General features: G+C 62.1%; 16 protein-coding genes. 8 read left to right on the forward strand and 8 right to left on the reverse strand.

Annotation, left to right across the window (positions count from 1 at the left end):
- Positions 1-50 precede the first annotated feature (50 nt).
- The 5 genes from R1T40_RS19545 to kynU all read right to left on the reverse strand — a co-directional run bounded on the left by R1T40_RS19545 (position 51) and on the right by kynU (position 5565).
- Positions 51-1031, reverse strand: a complete 981-nt coding sequence (locus tag R1T40_RS19545; protein ID WP_106165589.1) for a TRAP transporter substrate-binding protein — start codon at positions 1029-1031, stop codon at positions 51-53.
- Between the two features lie 143 nt (positions 1032-1174).
- The gene (locus R1T40_RS19550) at positions 1175-2680 is read right to left on the reverse strand and encodes a tripartite tricarboxylate transporter permease (RefSeq protein WP_317385330.1); all 1506 of its coding nucleotides are present in this window, start codon (positions 2678-2680) and stop codon (positions 1175-1177) included.
- A gap of 12 nt (positions 2681-2692) precedes the next feature.
- Positions 2693-3115 (reverse strand): tripartite tricarboxylate transporter TctB family protein, encoded by a 423-nt coding sequence (locus tag R1T40_RS19555; RefSeq protein WP_317385331.1) that lies wholly within the window; start codon positions 3113-3115, stop codon positions 2693-2695.
- Positions 3116-3176: 61 nt separating this feature from the next.
- Positions 3177-4124: a tripartite tricarboxylate transporter substrate binding protein gene (locus R1T40_RS19560; protein WP_317385332.1), complete on the reverse strand. Its 948-nt coding sequence runs from the start codon at positions 4122-4124 to the stop codon at positions 3177-3179.
- Positions 4125-4314: 190 nt separating this feature from the next.
- Entirely contained in the window at positions 4315-5565 is a 1251-nt protein-coding gene (kynU, locus tag R1T40_RS19565) for a kynureninase (protein WP_317385333.1), read from the reverse strand.
- 107 nt (positions 5566-5672) lie between these two features.
- Here kynU and R1T40_RS19570 point away from each other — a divergent pair, with 107 nt between their 5' ends.
- From R1T40_RS19570 to R1T40_RS19580, 3 genes are all read left to right on the forward strand, one after another.
- Positions 5673-6383, forward strand: a complete 711-nt coding sequence (locus tag R1T40_RS19570) for a GntR family transcriptional regulator (RefSeq protein WP_317385334.1) — start codon at positions 5673-5675, stop codon at positions 6381-6383.
- A gap of 127 nt (positions 6384-6510) precedes the next feature.
- A complete protein-coding gene (locus R1T40_RS19575; protein WP_317385335.1) occupies positions 6511-7941 on the forward strand; it encodes an NAD-dependent succinate-semialdehyde dehydrogenase in 1431 nt (476 codons plus the stop codon).
- A gap of 45 nt (positions 7942-7986) precedes the next feature.
- A complete protein-coding gene (locus R1T40_RS19580) occupies positions 7987-8553 on the forward strand; it encodes a 3-hydroxyanthranilate 3,4-dioxygenase (protein ID WP_317385336.1) in 567 nt (188 codons plus the stop codon).
- Here the strand turns inward: R1T40_RS19580 and R1T40_RS19585 are convergent.
- Positions 8458-9057 carry an IS5 family transposase gene (locus R1T40_RS19585; protein ID WP_317387004.1) on the reverse strand — a complete coding sequence of 200 codons (600 nt, stop codon included), beginning with the start codon at positions 9055-9057 and terminating at the stop codon, positions 8458-8460. The two genes, R1T40_RS19580 and R1T40_RS19585, sit on opposite strands and share 96 nt — an antisense overlap.
- Before the next feature lie 96 nt (positions 9058-9153).
- On the reverse strand, positions 9154-9381 hold the full coding sequence (locus R1T40_RS19590) for a transposase (protein WP_317384545.1): 228 nt from the start codon (positions 9379-9381) through the stop codon (positions 9154-9156).
- A 630-nt stretch (positions 9382-10011) separates the two neighbouring features.
- On the opposite strand from R1T40_RS19590, the gene R1T40_RS19595 reads away from it, so the two are divergent.
- Positions 10012-10755 carry a helix-turn-helix domain-containing protein gene (locus tag R1T40_RS19595; RefSeq protein WP_317385337.1) on the forward strand — a complete coding sequence of 248 codons (744 nt, stop codon included), beginning with the start codon at positions 10012-10014 and terminating at the stop codon, positions 10753-10755.
- Positions 10756-10795: 40 nt separating this feature from the next.
- Here R1T40_RS19595 and R1T40_RS19600 read toward each other — a convergent pair whose 3' ends face one another.
- Complete coding sequence (locus R1T40_RS19600; RefSeq protein WP_317385338.1) at positions 10796-12895, reverse strand: TonB-dependent siderophore receptor; 2100 nt, start codon at positions 12893-12895, stop codon at positions 10796-10798.
- Between the two features lie 343 nt (positions 12896-13238).
- Between R1T40_RS19600 and R1T40_RS19605 the strand changes: the two genes are divergently transcribed.
- The 4 genes from R1T40_RS19605 (at position 13239) to R1T40_RS19620 (ending at position 17198) form a co-directional block, all read left to right on the forward strand.
- On the forward strand, positions 13239-14276 hold the full coding sequence (locus R1T40_RS19605; RefSeq protein WP_394805001.1) for an iron-siderophore ABC transporter substrate-binding protein: 1038 nt from the start codon (positions 13239-13241) through the stop codon (positions 14274-14276).
- Between the two features lie 83 nt (positions 14277-14359).
- Positions 14360-15337: a FecCD family ABC transporter permease gene (locus tag R1T40_RS19610; protein ID WP_317387006.1), complete on the forward strand. Its 978-nt coding sequence runs from the start codon at positions 14360-14362 to the stop codon at positions 15335-15337.
- Positions 15334-16383, forward strand: a complete 1050-nt coding sequence (locus tag R1T40_RS19615; protein ID WP_317385339.1) for a FecCD family ABC transporter permease — start codon at positions 15334-15336, stop codon at positions 16381-16383. The genes R1T40_RS19610 and R1T40_RS19615 overlap by 4 nt, the downstream gene beginning before the upstream one ends.
- Positions 16380-17198 carry an ABC transporter ATP-binding protein gene (locus R1T40_RS19620; RefSeq protein ID WP_394805002.1) on the forward strand — a complete coding sequence of 273 codons (819 nt, stop codon included), beginning with the start codon at positions 16380-16382 and terminating at the stop codon, positions 17196-17198. Before R1T40_RS19615 ends, R1T40_RS19620 begins: the two co-directional genes overlap by 4 nt.
- The last annotated feature ends 62 nt before the right edge of the window (positions 17199-17260 follow it).

Here is a 17260-nt window from a genome sequence, read left to right on the forward strand (position 1 = left end):
GGAGGCGCACGGGGCATCCGCCCATGCCGTAACGGCGGGGCGGTGCACGGTCAGCGGGTCGCCTCAGCCGCGGCGCGGATGGCGGGCAGCGAAGGCGATTTGGCGGCCCATTTGCTGTCCCATTCGGCGATGACATCCGCAAAGAACTCTGGCCCGGCCTTGGTCATCGTCAGGTCCAGCGCCTTCAGATTGTCCAGCCACTCCGGTTCCTTGGTGGCGTAGGTGTCGATGGTGCTGTCCAGATGCCTGGCCATCAGCTCTGCGATCATCGCGCGGTCTTCTTCGCCCAAGTCCTTCCAGACGCGGGCCGAGACCAGCCCGACCACCGGGAACATCATGTGATCGCTTTGCACGATGGTTTTGGCGTGCTCATGGTACTTCAGTACCCAGATCAGTTCTGCGTCCATGTCGATGGCGTCGACCTGACCATTGGCCAGCGCATCATAGACGCTGGGCAGTGGCATCGGGGTTGGCGCCGCACCGAGCTCTTCGTAAAAGTCAAAAATCGGCGCAAATGGCGTGATCCGCAGCTTCAGCCCGCTGAGGTCTTCGGCGCTGGTCACCTCCTCGCGTGAGACGATCTGGCGCAGACCCGCCATGCCGAGGCCGAGCCCGACAACACCGGCCTTTGCCGGCAGCGGCTTCAGCATTTCGCGAGCGGTGTCGGAGCGCAGTATGCGGCCGGCATGGTCGATGTCGGTGGCGAGGTAGGGGGCATAGAAGGCGCCCAGATCCGGCACGCGGTTGGACACTTCTGCCACGGTCAGGAACGCCATGTCCAACGCGCCGGTCTGCAGCTGCTGCATCATCTGCGCTTCGTTGCCCAGCTGGCGTGCGGGGAACACCTGTACGCTGTGCGCACCGTCCGAGGCGCTGTTGAGATCGGCGGCAAAGGCCTCTGCCGCCTTGGTCCAGATGTGCGGTGGCGGGGTCAACAGACCCAGCCGGAACTCCGCCGCCTGTGCGCCGAGGGCAAGGCAGCAGGCCGTTGCCGCCGCTGCTGCGGTCTTGAGTGACTTCAGATATGCCATGTGTGGTCTCCCTTTTGCGAGCTTGGCCCAGCATGGGGAAGCAGCTGATAGTTCAGCAACTTGGAACACGGCAATCTGATATTAATTAATGATATACCAAGAGGGGCGCTTGGCGCTATGCCAGCGCCCCTTTGGGGCGGCGCTCAGTCGGGCAGCGCGCGGCGATGCCGATTGCGGGTGAAAAGGGCGATGAAGGCCAGGTTCACCACCAGAAGGGCCAGCGCCACGGGGTAGTTCGCCAGCTCCTGCAGCGATCCGCCGGTGAGGCTGTAGCTTTGCGACAAGGTGGTCTCGAACCGGCTGCCCAGAAAGAAGGCGATGATGAACACGATGACCGAGATTCCCAGCGCGCTCAGCAACAGCCCCAACAACGTGCAGGCCAGCATGGTATAAAGACCGAACATGCCACCCGCGCCCAGATAGACGCCGGTGATGCAGAGCAGCAATGCGAGGGTAAAGATTACCAGTTCCGGCGCTTTGACCACCGTGGCCCACAGCCGCATGCCAGCCTGACCGACCCAAAAGTTCATGAAGTTGGCCGCGATCATCGCCCCGAATAGCCCGTAAATCAGCTCTGCCTGCTGGTCGAACAACAGTGGCCCCGGCTGGATGCCATGGATCTTGAATGCGCCGATCAGCAGGGCGGCGCCGACGCTTCCGGGAATGCCCAGCGTTAGCAGCGGTATCAGATTGGCGCCAACTACGGCGGAGTTCGCCGATTCCGCCGCCGCAATGCCCTGGATGTTGCCCTTGCCGAAGCTTTCGGGATCCTTGGCGCTTGCGCGAGTGGCGGCATAGGCGATGAAGGCCGCCGCGGTGGAGCCGATGCCGGGCAGTGCCCCCAGCACGGTGCCGATCGAGGCACCGCGTAGCATCGCAAAGCGGCAGGACCAGTACTCGCGCCAGCTGATGCGGCGGTCGGCGGCAGGCTGGCCTGCCGGGATCTCGATCGCGGGGTGCGACAGACCGCTGCCCTGTGCCAGGCGGCGCAGCACTTCCGGCAGTACGAGGATACCAAGGGCGATGGCTTCCAGCGGAATGCCGTCATAAAGCTCGGTCTGGCTAAATATCAGTCGCGGCGTGGCGTATTCGGGATCCAGCCCGATCGTGGCAAGCAGCAGCCCGAGGAACAGCGCAACACCGCCGCGCGCGATTGTGCCGCCGACGAGGCAGACGATCACGGTAAAGGCAAAGAGCAGCAGGAACAGGATCTCCACCGGTCCCAGTTTCAGGGCCACGATGGCCAGCGGCGCGGAGACGGTAATCAGGATGATATCGCTGGCGGTGTCGCCAGTGACGGAGGAATAGAGCGCCATGCGCATCGCCTTCACCGGCTTGCCTTGCCGTGCCAGCGGAAAACCGTCGAATGCGGTTGCCGCAGCATCGGGCGTGCCGGGGGTGTTGATCAGCACCGCAGGCACCGCACCGCCAACAAGCCCGCCCTTGCCGATGCCGACCAGGAAGGAAATTCCCACGAGCGGGTCCATGACAAAGGTGAAAGGAATGGCAATGGCAATCGCCATGACCGGCCCAATGCCGGGAACCGCCCCGACAAACTGGCCGATCACCACGCCAGCCAACACATAAAGCAGCACCACCGGGGTGAATGTCCCCGCCAGCCCTGCCAGAATTACATCAAACGGCACCATCGCACCCCCTCCTCAGGGCAAGAGACGTCCCAGCAGGACTTCGAAAACGGTCCAGATCAGCAGTGGCCCGCCAAGACCGCCCAGGGCCAGCCACAGCGGCCGGCGCTCGCCGACCAGCCACAAGAGCACCAGCGCCAGCGCCGGAGCGGCCAGCAGAAAGCCGACGTGCTGCATCGCCAGCACCCCGACCAGTGCGAGCAGGAAAAAACCGGCAGTCTTTGCCCCCTGGCGCAGGTCCAGCGCGGTTGCTTCCGCGCGCTGGCAAGCCAGCGCAACGCCGAACAGGCCGATCATCGCGGCATAGAACATGGGCAGAACCTCGGGCGGGATCGAGCCATCGGGGTAGACGGATTCAGTTTGCGCCGGGATGACGCCCCAGATCATCGCCACTGCAAAAATGACAAAGAAGACACCCGTTAGGCGGTGCAGCGTCATGGTTTTCTCCTGTCGCAAAACCCCGCGGCGCGAGTTGCAGCCGCGAGGTCGGGTCTGGGATTTACTGGTCAAACAGGGCACCGACGGGTGCCAGCGAGTCGTGCATCATTTGTCGGGTGCCCTCAGCTCCGAGGTTGAGCGCAGGGGCGCTGACCGCGTTCTGCACGACCGTCTGCACCGCGTCATCTGCCACCGCCTTGTCCATGGCATCAGCCAGCGCGGTTTTCACCTCGGCGGGCAGGCCGCCGGGGGCCGCGATATAGAAATAGGGCGCAATGAAGAAATCATGACCGGATTCGATCAGCGTCGGCACATCGGGCGCCGAGCTGAGCCGCTTGTCCGACAGGCTGGCGATGGTCTTCATCTGGCCCTCTTCGACGAAGGGCAGATGGGCGCCGGTGCCAAAGGCGGCATCGACCTGGCCGCCCAGCAGCAGCTTGTTCATTTCCGCGCCACTCTCGGCCTTGACCATGCGGAAGCTAACGCCTTCCTGCTGGCCGATCTTCTGCAGGATTGCCTTTGCGTCCGGCGCGTCCCAAGCAATTTTGGCAGAGCCTTCCGTACGGGCAAATTCCACCAGTTCCCCAATCGAGGAGAACGCCGCCTCACCGCCCGCGATCAGTGCGGTCTCCGCCACGGTGACGGTGCCGATGTAGTCAAAGCTGTCCAGCGTAAAGGGCACCGAGTCGGGACGCTGACTGAGCGCCATCAGTGGCGGGATGTTGACCGCCATGCCCATGACCAGCCCGTCGGGATCTTCTGCAACCAGGGCGCTGAGCATCGCGACGCCGCCGCCGCCGGGGCGGTTTTCCACCACCACATCCCAGCCGGTCTGGCGTTCGATGGTGGCGGCCAGTACGCGGCCCATAGTGTCCGTCTCGCCGCCGGCTCCAAAACCGATGCGCAGCAGGATGGGGTTTTCCGGCGTCCAGGCGGCAGCCGTCTGCGGCAGGCTGAGCGCGGCGACAGCCGCAAAGACAGCGGTCTTCAGCAGGGTGTTGAGTTTCATGTGGTCCTCCCGTTGGGTTTGAAAAATTATTGGCCTCTGCGCGCTCGTGGGGGCTAAGGGGCACCCTTCTGCATTCTTGGGGTGCAGCTTCAGGCGCAGGGCAGGGGGCATCACGGGAGACGCCGCCAAGGCGGTTGGTCCCGTTATGTCAAGGTATGGGGAAATGCCGCGCGCTGGGCGCGGCAACCGGTCAGGTCACCGTGTTGACGACGTTGAAGCGGTCCTCTTTCCACTCCTCGGTCTTCATCACCTCGTAGAGGTGGTTGGCGGCGTCCCAGGCATCGGCAAACCGCAGGTACAGTGGCGTGAAGCCAAAGCGCATCACGTTGGGCTGGCGGAAATCGCCGATCACGCCACGCGCAATCAGCGCCTGCACGATGGCATAGCCGCCTTCGGTGTGGGTCAGCGAGACCTGACCGTTCCGCAGCGTGCCGTCCTTGGGGCTGTAAAAGCCAATGCCGAAGTCTTCGGCAAAGCTCTCGACCAGCTGGATGAACAGGTCCGACAGCGCCCGACCCTTGGCATAGAGGTCGACGACCTCGACATCGTCAAAGACCGCCAGCCCAGACTGCAGCGCGCGCATCGACAGGGTGTGCTGGGTGCCGCACAGCAGCGCTCGGGCGCCCTCGCCCTGGCGGTAGCTCTGCTCGAACTTGAAGGGGGCAGCATGGCCGTGCCAGCCTGAGAGCGGCTGGGTGAATTTGCCGTGGTGGCGCTTGGCTGCATAGGCATAGGCAGGCGAACCCGGCCCGCCGTTGAGGTATTTGTAGGTGCAGCCGACGGCGAAATCGACGTTCAGGTCGTGTAGATCAACCGGGATCACCCCGGCAGAATGGCACATATCCACCATTACCAGCGCGCCGCGCTCATGCGCGAGCTTGGTCAGCGCCTTCACATCGCGGATCACGCCAGAGCGGTAGTCCACGTGGTTCAGCATCACCACCGCGGTGTCGGCGTCGATCATATCCTCGATCCGGCCGCCGTCCCGGCCTTCCAGCGCCAGGGTGGCGCCCTCCAGTGTCGATTGCACACCTTCCGCCATGTAGAGATTGGTCGGAAATGAGCTGCCCTCTGCCACGATCTTGCGACGGCCGGGCTGCATCGAAAGTGCAGCGTGCAGGGTCTTGTAGATATTGAGCGAGGTGGTGTCGCAGACCACGATCTCGCCCTCGCCGGCGCCCAGCAGCCGGGCGAGGCGGTTGCCCAGAGTGTCGGTGAGCATGAACCAGCCGGCGGTGTTGTGGCTGCGGATCAGCCCCTTGGCCCATTCTTCGCGCATGGTGCGGTCGATGCTGTCGAATACTGCTTTGGGCGCCGGACCCAGCGAGTTGCCGTCCAGATATATGGTGCCTTCCTCGACGAAAAACTCGTCACGCTTGTGCGCCAACGGGTCCTGACTGTCCAAAGCCTCGGCGGTGCTGCGGGTGGGGGTAAGGGCCATTGGCTTTCCTTCTCGGGCTGGGTGTGCAACTGATAAAACCAATATGCACACTTCAATCGTATATGATTTGATTTATCGTATACGATTATACTTCTGAAGGTCAATCAATGGATTTACCCGCGTCGTCAAAATCGGAAATGGCCTATCAATTCCTGCTCAAGCAGTTGATTGAGGCGAAAATTCCACCCGAGGCGCCGCTGCGGATCCCGGCGCTGGGCAAAGAAAGCGGCCTGGGCGTGACGCCGATGCGCGAGGCGCTGAGGCGCTTGGAGAGCGAGCGATTCGTGGTGATGGAGAACAACCGCGGCTTCCGCGCTGCGGCGGTGACCCAGGCAGAACTCATGGATCTGGAAGGCTGTCGCCTGGTGATCGAAACCGCGCTGCTGCGCGAGGCGATTGCGCATGGCGACGACGCTTGGGAGGCGGCGATTCTGTCCAGCCACCACCTGCTGGCCAAAGCGACCGAACCGGCGGAGACCAGCGATCTGGATGAGCTGTGGGTGTGGTCGGACCGTCACCGGGGCTTTCACAGGGCGCTGCTTGCGGCGTCGCGCTCGCAGTGGCTGAACCTGTTCTACGCGCAGATTTCCAACCATCTTGACCGGCATTTTTTCAGCATGTTCACGGGGGACAACCGCGACAAGTTTCTGGGCAGCCCGGAGTTGATCGCCCATAGTCGCGCCGCCCTTGGCATTGCCCACCACACCAAGCTCATGGAGGCTGTTCTGGCACGCGACGAGGAGCAGGCGGTGCGTCTGCTGGAAGAACACGCGGGCTTTACACGTCGCTTCTTTGACCGGGTAGAGGATCAGGCCTAGCGCATCTCTTGGGCGAGTCTGCGGTCTGGCTATCAGTAAACGGCATATCAGCTTTCCCGGATATCAGTTGAACGCGTGTGCCGGGCCTGCGCCTAATCGGGCCGTTCAATGCAGGAGGCGCAGGCATATGTATCCCGATCTCAACCTCTTTATCGATGGCCATTGGCGCAAGGCGGAGCGCAGCATCGCTGTCGTCAACCCGGCAACCGAAGAAGAATTGGGGCAGCTGCCCTGCGCCGGGCGCGCGGATCTGCAGGATGCACTGGCGGCGGCGGAAAAAGGGCTGGCCATCTGGAGCCGCACCGCGCCGCGGGATCGCGCCGATATCATCCTGCGCGCCGCCGCGCTGATGCGCGAACGGCAAGAGGAGATCGCCCTGACCATCACTGCCGAGCATGGCAAGCCGTTGGCGCAGGCCCGGCTGGAAGTGATCCGCGGTGCCGAGTTCTTTGAATGGGACGCGGGCGAGGCGATGCGCGCCTATGGCCGTGTCATCCCGGCGGCAGCGGGCTCCAAGCTATCGGTTCATCATTATCCGATCGGGGTGGTGGCGGCGTTCTCGCCCTGGAACTTCCCTATGAGCCAACCCGCTCGCAAGGTCGCAGGGGCACTGGCATCGGGCTGTTCGATCATCCTGAAGGCGGCCGAGGAAACGCCCGGTGGCGCGGTGCACATCGTGCGCGCATTCGAGGATGCGGGCCTGCCAGCCGGGGTGCTGAACCTGGTGTTCGGGGTGCCTGCGGAGATCTCCGAATTTCTGATCCCGCAGCCAGCGGTAAAGCTGGTGGCGCTGACGGGCTCCACCGCGGTGGGGCGCCAGCTGACGGCGCTGGCGGCGCGCCATGACACCCGCGCGCTGATGGAGCTGGGCGGCCACGCACCGGTCATCATCTGCGAGGACGCAGATGTGGAAAAGGCCGCGCTCAGTGGCGCTATCCGCAAGATGCGCAACACCGGCCAGGTTTGCACCTCGCCAACACGGTTCTTTGTGCATCACAGTATCTTTGAGGAATTCAAGACCCGCTTCACCAAACGCGCCGCCGCCACCGTTGTGGGCAACGGTATGGAACCGGGCGTCGAGATGGGGCCGACCGCCAACGAACGCCGTATCCCGGTTCTGACGGCGCTGGTGGAGGATGCTGTCGCCAAGGGTGCTGAACTCCTGACCGGCGGCGCGCGGCTGGGAGACCGCGGGTATTTCTTCCAGCCGACGGTGCTGGCCAACGTGCCGCCTGAGGCACAGATCATGCAGGAAGAACCCTTTGGCCCGATTGCGGTGCTGAACCCGGTGGCGGATCTGGATGCGGCCATCACTGCCGCCAACGCGGTGCCTTATGGGCTGGCAGGCTATGGCATGACCAACCGCGCCGATTACATCGACCGGATGATTGACGAGGTCGAGGTCGGCAACCTGTCTATCAACACGCTGGAGGCCTCGCTGCCGGAAACTCCCTTTGGCGGGGTCAAGGCCAGCGGCCAGGGCCGCGAAGGCGGCGCCGATGGCCTGGACAGCTATCTGACAGTCAAGAACGTCTGGCATTCCCGGTCCATCACCTGACGCACCGCACGCAAGGCAACAGTTACAGTCCCAAGGAGGTCACAAATGTCCAACCACCCCACGCTGAAGCCCTTCAATTTCCAGAAATGGCTGGCGGATAACGCCGACAAACTGAAGCCGCCGGTTGGCAACCAGCTGCTGCACAAGGACGGCGACGGCATGATCGTCATGGTGGTCGGCGGCCCCAACACCCGTTGCGATTTTCATGACGACCCGGTGGAGGAATGGTTCTTTCAGCAGAAGGGCGACATGATGATCAAGATCGCCGACGGCGGCAAAATCTATGATGTTCCGGTGCGCGAGGGCGAGGTGTTCATGCTGCCGCCGCATGTACGCCACGCACCGCAGCGCCCACAGGAGGGCTCTATCGGCATCGTCGTTGAAGCGCCGCGCCAGCCCGGCATGACCGAGGGCTTCGAGTGGTTCTGCTTCAAATGCGAGGCGCTCGTCCACCGCGAGGAGGTCACGTTGGAAGGGACCGACGGCATCGTCTCGGCGCTGCCCAAGATCTACGAGTCATTCCACGCCGATCTCGACGCGCGCACCTGCAAATCCTGCGGCGAGGTTCACCCCGGCAAGGGCAAACCCCCGGAGGGCTGGGTACAGCTCTGAATTCACTACAAAAGTCAGACTGACAGCGCGCCCCGCATCGGGGGGCGCTGTTTTGCTGTGCTGAGCGTATGCGAAGCTTAGGGTCAGGACACATAGCCAGAAAATGACGGTGGCAGCGAGCGCGATGGCGGACAGGAAGACCTTCGGACACCTGTCGTAGCGAGTTGCGAAGCGTCGCCAGTCCTTGAGCCTTCCGAACATGATCTCGGTTCGGTTGCGGCGTTTGTATCGCCGTTTGTCATACTTGACGGGTGTTTTACGTTGCTTTCTCCCTGGGATGCAGGCGCGTATCCCCTTGTCTTCCAAAGCTTCTCGGAACCAATCAGCGTCATAACCGCGATCCCCGAGCAACCATTCGGCATCCGGCAGGCTGCTTACCAATGCCCGTGCTCCGATGTAGTCGCTGACCTGTCCGGCAGTTACGAACAGGTTGATTGGGCGTCCCTGGCTGTCGCAGATGGCGTGCAACTTTGTGTTCATCCCACCCTTGGTGCGACCGATCAGGTGTCCGCGCCCCCCTTTTTGACGCCCATGCTGGTCGCGGTGCGGTGTGCCTTCAGGTAGGTCGCGTCGATCATGACGGTCTTCTCTTCGCTGTGTTCAGCCGACAATCCAACCATCATCTGAGCGAAGATGCCCTTGTCGCTCCATCGTTTTCAGCGGTTGTACAGGGTCTTGTGCGTCCCTCCAGCGCAACCCATTGCGGTTGATGAAGATAATGCCGCTCAACACACGCCGATCATCGACGCGTGGCTTGCCGTGGGACTTTGGGAAGTAGGGCTCAAGACGCGCCATCTGCGCGTCGTTCAACCAGAACAGATCAGACATGTCACCGCTCGTTTTTCGAACGCTGACTCAAGCCACAAGACGGAAATCAATGGGTCCTGACCCTAAATCAGCCAAGGTTCTCTCACTCCGCTCATTCCCATCACCACTAGCTGAAAACTGTGAAAAAACTCTTGTTGCGCGTGAGCCGCGTCAACAGACCGAGGTGGTTGGGTTTGTTTGAACAGGGTCCGGGCGTTTTCTCAGTGGCTCTACGATGAACGAAGCCAATGAGCGGCGCGTTTTGCCCGCGTGTTCAGGCGGGCGCATATCTGCGGGTAGGCTGCCTTGCGATGCGCAGGCGGCATGAATGCCGGGTGGCCGATGGACAGTTGCATTGGTGAGATGTATTCAGCGGATCAAATCTACCTGAAAGCCCGCCATGCCCAGAGGACGGTTTGATCGATAGCAATCGGTTTCGAGCCCCTGCTACAGCCTCGCCATCAGACAATCTGGACAGAGCGTGGAGAGACCGCGGTGGGGTTGCTGCAAAATTTCGAAGGGAAGACCGAAGGGATTGAGGTCACGGTTCCGGCCCGTTGGCGATGCTGTGCGCGGATGCTGGGGATACACTGGGAGGCCAGAAGTGATGTGGGGGCCCATGGGTCGTATTGGTCGGATGTGCCCCGATTGATGATCTTTCTCGATGACATGTCCTGCGTGCGCATCAGTGAGGGTCACGACACTGCAGCGCGGAGTGGCCAATCGCTGTCGACGGCGCTGTTCGTTCCGGCGGGGCAGTCACTGAGCAGCTATTTCAGCAAGACGCATGAATTCCGCCATCTGGACCTGCATTTTGAAGCGGCCTGGTTGCGTCAATTGTTGACGCCCTCGCTGGGGGAGCATGTGGTTGATGACATGTTCAGCCGCACGATCAGCACCGAAGGCTCTCCTCAGGTCGAGGCCCTTGCGCATCTGTTGATGTCGGAGATTTCCGATCCGGCGCATGATGAATTCTACTTTGAAAGCCTGTCCTGCGCGATGGTGATTGCAGCGCTCTCTCCGGCGCTGTCCAAGGCAAAACCCAGTGCCGGACGATTGACTGCGCACCAGATGCGAAAGCTGCGACAGGGATTTGACCAGCGCGGTGGGCAGCGCATGTCGATCTCTGAGATGGCGCAATTGGTCGGCCTGTCGGAAAGCTGGTTCTCTCATGTCTTCAAGAGCACCACTGGACTGACACCTGTCAGGTGGCAGAAGAACCGGCGGGTGAGCAACGCACAACGGTTGCTGAGAGAGACGGATTTGAGCGTGGCAGACGTGGCGGCACGGCTCGGGTTTTCGGACCAGTCCCATTTCACCAAGGTGTTTCGGGATGTCTCCGGACATACGCCGGCAAGCTGGCGGCGGCTGTTGAATGATCGCGAAGGTGTGTAGCCCGGCCCCATGACAGGGCCGGACTGAAGCAAAGCAGCGCTTACCAGGTACGGGTCAGGGTGGCGCTGATGGTGCGTGCGGGGGAATACCAGTTTGCGCCGATGCCACCCGAAACGTGTTTCTTGTCAAACAGGTTGGTGACGTTGAGGCGAAGGTTGGTATTCTCTCGGATGTCGTAGGAGAAGGAGGCATCGACCACTGTGAAGGAGTCTCCCTCGCGTGTGTTGGCATTGTCGTACCACATTGTGCCAGTGTAGCGCGCACCAAGCCCGAACACCATGTCGCCCCGATTGCCAGCGCCCTCCAGCGTGTAGTTCACCCAGAGCGAGCCGACATTGCTGGGAACAAACTGCAGTGCATTGCCTTCATTGCCGCCGTCACCGTCATCGACGATTTCGGAGTCCAGGTGCGAGTAGCCTGCAATGATCGAGAAGTTCCGGTAGAGGTCAACCTTCGCTTCGAGATCGAGACCGCGCACGCTGGATTCGCCGATGGTCTCATCCATCATGGTGGTCGGGTTCGTGACCGTCATGTTGTGTTTGGTCAGATCGTAGATCGAGGCGGACAGCAAGGCACGCCCACCGGCCGGACGGTATTTGACGCCTGCTTCCAGCTGACGACCGCGCTCCGGTTCAACAGTAAGGCCCGCCGGGACCACGGATTCAGAATAGCTGCCGTAGACGGACAGGTCCGGCGTGACCTTGTAAAGGAGACCCGCCCGCAAGGTTGTCTCGCCGTAGTCGCCGCTGGACGTCGAGCCGGTCTGCAGGTTGGTCTGCGTGGTTTCACCTTCGTCGTAGCGCAGGCCGAAGTTGGCGATCCATTGCTCGTTGAAGGTCAGCTCTTCCTGCAGATATACGCTTTTGGTGGTCTGATCTGTACGGCGCACCTGGTAGGGCGCGATGCTGTCGAGGTCATAGCCGCCGCCTGTATAGGAGAAATTGGTGTGGTCGATCGGGTCGACGCCGGACCACCAGGCCGTGTTGAAGTCGCTGCTGTCGGAATATTCGATACCGACCAGTGTGCGGCTGTCGAGGGCGCCAAAGCTGGCGTCATACTGAAGATTTGCATTTATGACAAAGTCATTGCCGGATGAATCGTTGGCGAACAGAAAGCGATCCACCACATTGGCGCCGGGCGCGATGTTCCTGCGGTCATCAAGATAGATATAGCCGTAGTCGGAGGCGCTGTCGGTGTAGCGCGCGGACACCCCCAGCTGTAACCCGTTGTCGAACTCATGATTGAACATTAGGGAGGCCGTGGTGCGATCAACGCCACGATAGTTGAAATCAGGCTCGCCAAAATAGCGGCTGGCGTCATAGTCCGTGTCCATTGGATGGCCGCCACCGCCCGGGACGCCATCCCGGTGCAGCCGATCCACCGCAAAGACGAGGCTGGTCATCGCAGTTGGACGCCAGGCAATGCTTGCGCCCAGGTAGGTCTCGTCATCACGCGAAAAATCCCATTCGGCATCTGCGTCGCGCACCAGGCCAACCAGACGATAGGAGAGGGTCCCGTCTGCATTCAGATCGTCGCCGAAGTCAAATCCGATTTCTTTGCTGTTGAATGAGCCGAACGACAAATAGGCCTCGCCGTGGCGACCCTGTTTTGGCGTCTTGGTGACAAAGTTCACCGACCCACCGGGATCTGACACGCCAAAGGTGGTGGAGTTGCCGCCCTTCACGACCTCGACCCGTTCAAACGCATAGGGCTCTTCGCGCAGCCCACCGAAGGAGGCGCCGACCCGCAGCCCGTCCCGATAGGTGTAGGCATCAAAACCACGGATTCTAAAGTAGTCGAAACGACTGTCTGCGCCGTAGTAGTCGGTCACCACGCTTGCAGTATAGTTCAGCACCTGCTCGATGGTCTGGGCGCCGCGCTGTTGGATTTCGCGTGCGGTTACGACCGAGACTGTGGCGGAGGTGTCCATCACATCCGTCGCAAGCCCGGAACCGGAGGTCACTTCGCTTGCCACCAGCGTTTGCGTGTCGTCCTGAGCTTGAACCGTGATCGGTTCCAGCACGATCAACTCGTCATCGGCTTGCGCGATGGCGAGGCTCGGAACGGCGATCAGGGCCGTGCAACCTGCCATCAAGGCGCGCAGGCGTCGGCCTTTGATGTTTGGCGTTTCAAGGGTCATCCTAGAGGTCCCATTTGGTTATTGTTTTTCTGTTTCTGAGGCTTCGTCTGATGGTCCAAGAGCCAGGACCACCGGGCGAGGGGAACAGAGCACACGGGGGGACTGGCGGCGCTCACCCGAGGGAAAGTGGTTGCGTGGCTGTGGCCGGGCGTATGTTCGCGCCGCTGCCTATCCGCCGGGAGGGTGGCGCGTATTGTAAAAATCGACTTTTTTGGTCAGTTTCTCTGGTTGTTTCCGCCTTGGTGGCGGTTTGGCCCTGATTTTCCTGCCTGCTTCGGTTGACCGGTGAGGGGCATCGTGAAACTCGAAATGGCAATGGAGATCATTGGCGTCGAGGAGGTTCATGATGTCTCAGCTGTTCCGTCGTTGTATGAAACAGGGGCGTTCCGGCGTCCTGCTGGCCTTTGCAGCGCTTGCGGCTATTGGCGCCGTCCCGGCCATGGCACAGGAGGACGCCAGCTTCGCTGCGCAGACCTTCCCGGTCGTTGTGGAACACGCGCTGGGCACCACGGTCGTTGCGCAGAAACCCACCCGTATCGCGGCGATCGGCTGGAGCAATCACGAAGTGCCGTTGGCGTTTGGTGTGGTGCCCGTGGGCTTTGCCAAGGTCAACTTCGGGGATGACGACGACAATGGTGTCTTCCCTTGGGTCGAAGACAGGCTTGCCGAACTGGATGCGGACATGCCGCCGCTGTTCGACGAGGGCGATGGCATTGACTTCGAAGCGGTCGCCGCCACCGAGCCCGATCTGATCCTGGCTGCCTATTCCGGCATCAGCCAGTCCGACTACGATACTCTGAGCAAGATTGCTCCCGTGGTCGCCTATAGCGTCGGGCCCTGGGCGACCAGCTGGCGTGAGGTGATCCGCCTCAACTCCGCCGCCATGGGAATGGCGCAGGAAGGGGAGGCACTTGTCGCCGAAATCGAGGACAAGATCGCCGCGATCACCGCCAAATACCCGGAAATCATCGGAAAACGCGCGATGTTCATCACGCATCTGCGGGCACGTGATCTGAGCGTCATTCGGTTCTATTCGGCCAATGATCTGCGGGTGCAGTTCTTTGAAGACCTCGGCATGATTTCCCCCCAAAGCGTGCGCGATGCCACTGAGGCGGGACGGTACTCGGGCGAAATCAGCGTGGAGCGGATCGACAGTTTCACCGACGTCGACATTGCAGTGACCTACGGCGGGCAGGACCTCTTGGAGAGTCTAAGGAACAATCCCCTGACCGCGCGCATGCCGGTGATCGAGAATGATGCGCTGGTGCTGATGGCCAATGACCCGATGGGAACGGGAGCCAACCCGACGCCGCTGGCCATCGACTGGGTTCTCGAGACCTATGTTGCCCGCCTCGCTGAGGCTGCGCGGAACGCCGAATGACATCGACCGCCCAAGAAGCGACCACTGGCTGCACGGGGCGAAACGTACACGCACCGCCCTCGTCTCGCCCCTACCTCGGCGCGATGGGGGCGGTCCCTCTGCTGCTGGCGCTGCTGTGCGTTTCGGCATTTCTGTCATTGGGCTACGGCGCCCGAGACGTGAGCTGGGGCGATGTCCTGGGTGGTCTGAGTGGGCGGAATGAGACGTTGGGGCAGGCCGTTGTTCAGATGCGTTTGCCGCGAACGCTCCTTGCGGCGCTGGCCGGGGCGGCGCTGGGCGTTTCCGGAGCGGTCATGCAGGGGCTTACCCGGAACCCGCTTGCCGATCCGGGCATTCTTGGCGTCAACGCCGGCGCGGCGATGGCTGTTGTGATTGCGGTCGCGTGGTTCAACATGCAGTCGCTGACTGGCTTCCTCTGGGTGGCAAGCGCAGGCGCCGCAATTGCCGCGATCTTTGTCTATGCGGTTGGCAGCCTTGGTCGCGGGGGCGCAACCCCGTTGAAGCTTGCATTGGCGGGTGCCGCCACATCGGTCGCGCTCGCATCTCTGACACTCGCGATCATCCTGCCGCGCGGGGATATTGCCGGGGGAATTCAGCTTTGGCAGATCGGCGGTGTGGGCGGTGCCACCTTCGAGGCGATCCGCCCGATGTTGCCTTTCTTTGGCGCGGGCCTGCTCCTGTCGCTTCTCAGCGCGCGCGGGCTCAATATGCTTGCGCTTGGGGATGAGGCCGCAGCGGTGCTTGGAACACGGGTGGCCCGGCTGCGTTTCATGGCGGCGCTGGGGGCAGTTCTTCTCTGTGCCGCAGCCACGGCGATCTGCGGGCCGATCGGGTTTGTCGGTCTTGTGGTCCCGCATGCCTGCCGATTGATTGCGGGCGTCGATCACCGTCTCCTGTTGCCGCTCAGCGCTCTGGGTGGCGCAGTCCTGCTCACACTGGCGGATGTGCTGGGCCGTTTCCTGGCCCGTCCGGGAGAGCTGGAAGCTGGCGTTGTCACCGCCTTTGTCGGCGCGCCGGTCTTCATTGCGATCGTGCGCCGCAAGAGAATACGTGAGCTATGAAAACCCTCGCAGCGTCTGCGCCATTGATCCAGAGCATCCGCCTGCAGCGCGACCGCCGTCGCCGAGAGCTGCGGCGCCTTTGCGTGCTGCTGGGCGCGCTTTTGATGGCGTTGGTATGTGTTACGCTGGCCATCGGCCAATCCGTGACTGCGCCGCTTGATGTGATCCGGGTGCTATGGGGGCATGAGGTTCCAGGAGCCGGGTTCACGGTGCGTGAACTGCGCCTGCCACGGGCGGTTCTCGGGGTGGTTGGCGGCCTCAGCTTCGGTCTTGCGGGTGCGGCGTTCCAGGTCTTATTGCGAAATCCGCTTGCCAGTCCTGATATCATCGGAATTTCCGCTGGAGCGGGTGCCGCAGCGGTCTTTGCCATCGTCTTTTTCGGAGCATCCGGCGGGCTGGTCTCTGTGTTTGCCGTGCTGGCCGCGCTTGTGGTCGCCATGGTGATCTACCTGCTGGCGTGGCGCGATGGTGTAGCAGGCGGGCGGCTTGTCCTGATCGGGATCGGCGTTGCGGCGATGCTGCAGAGTGTCACCGCCTACACGCTGTCCAAAGCCCCGGCCTGGAGCCTGGAAGAAGCCTTGCGCTGGCTGACCGGCACCTTGAACGGCGCGACACTGATGCAGGCGGTGCCGGTGATCGTAACACTGGGGATTTGCGGCGGCATGCTTCTGCTGCAGGGGCGGGCGCTCGGTGCGCTCCAAATGGGGGATGAGGCCGCAGCAGCCATTGGGGTCTCAGTGGCGCGCACCCGCTTGCTTGTCGTTCTGTCGGCGGTAGGGGTGATCGCGGTTGCCACCGCCGTCTGTGGCCCGATCGCCTTTGTTGCGTTCCTGTCTCGCCCGATTGCCTCGCGGATGACACGCGCCAGTGGCCCGCTCTTAATGACGTCTGCGCTGACGGGTGCCGTGCTTGTGCTCGCTGCCGATTATGCCGGGCAGTTTCTCTTGCCGTCGCGTTATCCGGTCGGGATTGTCACCGGCGCATTGGGGGCACCCTATCTGCTCTATCTTCTCATTCGCATGCACCGCAAAGGAGCGCTGTCTTGAACCAGCATCTGAGACGGAAATCCCTGATCGCGACCGGACTGGAGACCCGATACGGCGACCGCGCCGTACTCGAGGGGCTGGACTTTACCGTGCCGGAGGGGCAGATCACGGCAATTGTCGGTGCAAACGCCTGTGGCAAATCCACCTTGTTGCGTAGCCTGTCGCGTCTGCTGCGACCTTCCAAAGGCGAGGTTCTGCTTGACGGGGCATCGATCCACCGCATGCCGCCAAAGGAACTGGCACGTGCTTTGGGCCTGTTGCCACAAAGCCCGGTTGCGCCGGACGGTATTTCGGTGCTCGACTTGGTTGGCCGTGGGCGCCACCCGCATCAGGGGTTATGGGCAAGGTGGTCGGCGGAGGATGACGCTGCCGTCGCCACGGCGCTGGAGGCCATGGGCATCGCCGACCTTGCGGACCGCGATGTCGACGAACTGTCTGGAGGGCAGCGCCAGCGGGTCTGGATCGCGATGGCACTTGCGCAGGAAACGGGCATACTGCTGCTGGACGAGCCGACAACGTTTCTCGATATCAATCACCAGATTGAGGTTCTTGACCTTCTCGTGGATCTCAATCGCACGCGCGGCACGACCATCGTCATGGTGTTGCATGACCTGAACCTTGCTGCGCGCTATTGCGATTGGCTCGCGGCGATGGTGGCCGGTCGGCTTGAAGCAATGGGGCACCCGTCTGATGTGCTGACGCCGCAAATGGTTGGCCGGGTGTTCGGGCTGAAGTGTCAGGTCGTTTCCGACCCGGTCTCAGGTGCGCCGATGATGCTTCCGATCGGGCGTCATTGCGTCCTCCGGGATCAGTGAACGCCCACGCGGTCTAGGGTTGCATTGGCATGGCGTTGCGCCCCCATTGCGCTTGATGCCGA

Source organism: Tritonibacter scottomollicae, assembly GCF_032924845.1.
GTDB classification, from domain to species: domain Bacteria; phylum Pseudomonadota; class Alphaproteobacteria; order Rhodobacterales; family Rhodobacteraceae; genus Epibacterium; species Epibacterium scottomollicae.

What these genes read in the sequence shown, in the direction of transcription:
- R1T40_RS19550 (WP_317385330.1), bottom strand. Translation starts at nt 2,680, where the DNA reads ATGGTGCCGTTTGATGTAATTCTGGCAGGGCTGGCGGGGACATTCACC.
- R1T40_RS19615 (WP_317385339.1), top strand. Translation starts at nt 15,334, where the DNA reads ATGAAAACCCTCGCAGCGTCTGCGCCATTGATCCAGAGCATCCGCCTG.
- R1T40_RS19610 (WP_317387006.1), top strand. Translation starts at nt 14,360, where the DNA reads ATGGGGGCGGTCCCTCTGCTGCTGGCGCTGCTGTGCGTTTCGGCATTT.
- R1T40_RS19600 (WP_317385338.1), bottom strand. Translation starts at nt 12,895, where the DNA reads ATGACCCTTGAAACGCCAAACATCAAAGGCCGACGCCTGCGCGCCTTG.
- R1T40_RS19570 (WP_317385334.1), top strand. Translation starts at nt 5,673, where the DNA reads ATGGATTTACCCGCGTCGTCAAAATCGGAAATGGCCTATCAATTCCTG.
- R1T40_RS19605 (WP_394805001.1), top strand. Translation starts at nt 13,239, where the DNA reads ATGATGTCTCAGCTGTTCCGTCGTTGTATGAAACAGGGGCGTTCCGGC.
- R1T40_RS19575 (WP_317385335.1), top strand. Translation starts at nt 6,511, where the DNA reads ATGTATCCCGATCTCAACCTCTTTATCGATGGCCATTGGCGCAAGGCG.
- kynU (WP_317385333.1), bottom strand. Translation starts at nt 5,565, where the DNA reads ATGGCCCTTACCCCCACCCGCAGCACCGCCGAGGCTTTGGACAGTCAG.
- R1T40_RS19590 (WP_317384545.1), bottom strand. Translation starts at nt 9,381, where the DNA reads ATGTCTGATCTGTTCTGGTTGAACGACGCGCAGATGGCGCGTCTTGAG.
- R1T40_RS19595 (WP_317385337.1), top strand. Translation starts at nt 10,012, where the DNA reads ATGATCTTTCTCGATGACATGTCCTGCGTGCGCATCAGTGAGGGTCAC.
- R1T40_RS19545 (WP_106165589.1), bottom strand. Translation starts at nt 1,031, where the DNA reads ATGGCATATCTGAAGTCACTCAAGACCGCAGCAGCGGCGGCAACGGCC.
- R1T40_RS19580 (WP_317385336.1), top strand. Translation starts at nt 7,987, where the DNA reads ATGTCCAACCACCCCACGCTGAAGCCCTTCAATTTCCAGAAATGGCTG.
- R1T40_RS19555 (WP_317385331.1), bottom strand. Translation starts at nt 3,115, where the DNA reads ATGACGCTGCACCGCCTAACGGGTGTCTTCTTTGTCATTTTTGCAGTG.
- R1T40_RS19560 (WP_317385332.1), bottom strand. Translation starts at nt 4,124, where the DNA reads ATGAAACTCAACACCCTGCTGAAGACCGCTGTCTTTGCGGCTGTCGCC.